At 46.4% G+C, this 2,932-nt stretch carries 3 protein-coding genes and 2 pseudogenes; 3 read left to right on the plus strand and 2 right to left on the minus strand.

Features of this window, described 5'->3' with window-relative positions:
• Positions 1–276, minus strand: a pseudogene (locus RMO27_RS19805) (hypothetical protein); the annotation flags it as partial.
• A 253-nt stretch (positions 277–529) separates the two neighbouring features.
• Here RMO27_RS19805 and RMO27_RS19810 point away from each other — a divergent pair.
• The 3 genes from RMO27_RS19810 to RMO27_RS19820 all read left to right on the plus strand — a co-directional run bounded on the left by RMO27_RS19810 (position 530) and on the right by RMO27_RS19820 (position 2,501).
• Positions 530–928 (plus strand): hypothetical protein, encoded by a 399-nt coding sequence (locus RMO27_RS19810; RefSeq protein WP_309735773.1) that lies wholly within the window; start codon positions 530–532, stop codon positions 926–928.
• A gap of 443 nt (positions 929–1,371) precedes the next feature.
• Positions 1,372–2,061 (plus strand): hypothetical protein, encoded by a 690-nt coding sequence (locus RMO27_RS19815; RefSeq protein WP_309735775.1) that lies wholly within the window; start codon positions 1,372–1,374, stop codon positions 2,059–2,061.
• Positions 2,058–2,501, plus strand: coding sequence for a hypothetical protein (locus RMO27_RS19820; RefSeq protein WP_309735777.1), 444 nt, complete (start codon positions 2,058–2,060; stop codon positions 2,499–2,501). The genes RMO27_RS19815 and RMO27_RS19820 overlap by 4 nt, the downstream gene beginning before the upstream one ends.
• Before the next feature lie 49 nt (positions 2,502–2,550).
• Here the strand turns inward: RMO27_RS19820 and RMO27_RS19825 are convergent.
• Positions 2,551–2,932: pseudogene (locus tag RMO27_RS19825) on the minus strand (hypothetical protein); the annotation flags it as partial.

Below are 2,932 nucleotides of genomic sequence, written 5' to 3' on the forward strand. Positions count from 1 at the left end.
CCAATTCGGATCGTCTTGGTATTTCCCCGCGATCGCCAGCCAGGGGTTGTTGGTTGGTGCCAATGGCAAGTCTAAGTAGGCGATCTCGCCATCGGCTAGCTGTGCTTTGACTTGTCGATTGCGCTGGGCGCAGGCTTCGCCAACGAGTTTCGATAGGGCATCTTCGCGACTGGTGCCTTCAACTGAAAAGCCTGCCCAGGTTAATAATTTAGCAATCCACACCCGATCGGCGCGTTGTGTCACTAGGACGGGGGTGGGGGATGGGGTGACTGTCATGAGGGGGATGGGGTGATGGGATTACTCGTTGGCGAAGCCTCTCTGATAAGAGAATCGTAGGTCAATATTGGGATTGACTGTTTACTATTCACCAGTGGTTCGATCGACAAGCAATTACTTAATTACTGCATTCAGTGTTTAATGCAGTAATTAAGAGCGATATCGCTGCGACTAGATTTAAAATAAAGTAAAGCTAAACTTTAGCTCGATCGTTGGTGCATCAACTGTAAGCGAATTTTACTTGGATAAAAATATGCACCATCCCGAAATCTACGACATTATTTCCATCATCGAAGACTACTATATTCTGACCGATACTAAGTTCAGGTGCCAGATCGAGCCGTTTGTGTGCGAGCGTGTTTTCTCGGAAAATTCCGATCCCATACAGGCTAAAGGCTTTAAGATCGTTCGTCAACTCAATAACGGGCGGATTGAGGTCGCTGTATTTGGCTGTTTTGGCGATAATGACTCGGTAAGTTACCAGTATTTTGCTGAGAATAGCGAGCGGCCAGATATGGTATTGGAGGTTGTCAATCAACATACGGGTGGCTACAGTACGATCGACTCTAGAGCGGCGATTAGGGAAATCGTGCTGTTAGATCGGGAGTTGGGGAGAAAATCGGAGGCCAACAGCGAGCCAGTCTGTCGATAGACGATCGCGTCAACGGGTCGAGATCGATCGTAAGTGGTTCGATAAAATCTAAACTTCCTAACTATTACTACCTCAAAAAATCCCATATTAACATCGATCAATCCACCCCAAAAACCAAGCGATCCCAATTAGGGATCGACTTGTCACGCACCGGATCGAACTGTCCTCACTCAATGCCTTAAACCCTTGCCATCTCTGGGTTTTGGTTGCACTATAACTAGACTAATAAAAGAAAAAAACAGATCTACTAAAATTAGGGGATCGCATTTTAAGTTTGGTTAACTTTTTGAAAAGACTGTCGAAACCAAACCAAATTGTGATACAAGTAATTTATGTGAATCGAGCTATATAAAAAGCGAAAGAGGGGTACCACCCCCTCTCTCGACCACCAAACGGTGGATTTGCTCGATTTGCATCGAAAAATAGTTACCTCAAATTATCCTATGGAAAGCTGCATCTTGCCATCCCCCGCTGGGGAATTTTTTGCCGATCTCAAAGCCTCAGATCGCTTCTATCGCTTGACTACTACCGAAGTCATCCATTTTCGCGAATGCAAATATTCCCCCTCAGTTGTAACGGTTTATTGCTATATCAAGACCCTCGACCCGTTCGGACAGGGTTTACAGATCGTGCCCAAGCAGGCAGCCAAACAACTCAAATACCATCACCGCACTGTTTCCAGAGCGATCGATACCCTCACCAAAGCTGGCGAACTCGCCCTAGCGATCGTCGAAGCCCACGTTAAACTCGTCGCCCAGTCGGTAGAGTCCGTTACCACGATCGTCTCAAAGCTCGGTTTGGGCAACAATCCCACCCCAGAAGCTACCACCGTTCCAGCAGTCGAAATCGTCACAGTATCCGCACCCCCGCAACCAGAGCCAGAACTAGAAGCAACACCTTTACCCCTGCCCCCTCCTTACCCGCACAACCGCCGTTGGCGAAGCCTGCGCCCAGCGCAATCGAAAGCCGCAGTACCAAATCAGGAGCTTCCTCGATCAGCAACGTCATCGCCAATATGGGTTTGGGTAAACCCGTTACCCCTTCCCCTTTCCCCTTTCCCCCTCAACCTCAAACCAACCCCGAAACCGCCAGCAAAACGCCCCAATGGTACGATCGGATCGAATTCCGGTTGAATGCGATCGATATTAAATTAGCCGATGTTCTCCATGCCCTGAAGAAGTATCCAGTTCGGGCGATCGAAGATGCGATTACCTATACCCAGAAACAAACCTGGTCGAAAGCTAAAGCGGGCGTATTTGTCAATTACCTCAAGAAATGGACACCGATGACTAATACGGCCAAAGCAGAGTCTAAAGCTGCGCCAGAGCCAGTTAAGACCGCTCTGATGAAGCGATTTCCCGATATTGCCGCTACTCTATCCCAAGAGCAAAATCCGATCGATGAGGCGACGCTCGATTATCTGCAACGGTTGAAGGTGGCTGGTGGGATCTATGACATGCTCTACAGTTCGATTCACAATTTCTTTGGGGTGTTTATTACTATCAAGGATTATCCGCACCCGATTCCGTGGTGGGATGCCGTGCCACAGTTGCGGAAACTTTATCCCATTTAATCAAAAAATTAGGGTAGCAACTCCTATTTGATGCACCCTAATTTTTTAATTATTGATGTTCTGATATTGGCAATAATAACGTTTCTTTGATTTCCTGGCGGACTCTATCGCTAACATTACTACTGCTAATGCAATAAACAAGAGTGTCATTAGCTACATAATATTGACTCAATAAATCAATATCTTCAGAGCTATATTCATGCCCAGGTAAACTATCTCTCTTCCGCGTTAGGAAGTCACCAAGCAAAATATCTCTCTCCTGCACTAGGAATTCACTAAGCGGAGGTAGAGCTTTATATCTAGCTTGTTGATAGTGATCCAGGCAATATTTCACCTGTTCTAGTCTAGAACGAAACTCTCGATTGATGTTCGGCAACTTTAACACCATATCAATGTATCTTAAAGTTCTACCTTTATCATATGAGACAGTA

Source organism: Chamaesiphon sp. OTE_75_metabat_556, from assembly GCF_031378165.1.
Classification (GTDB): Bacteria; Cyanobacteriota; Cyanobacteriia; order Cyanobacteriales; family Chamaesiphonaceae; genus Chamaesiphon.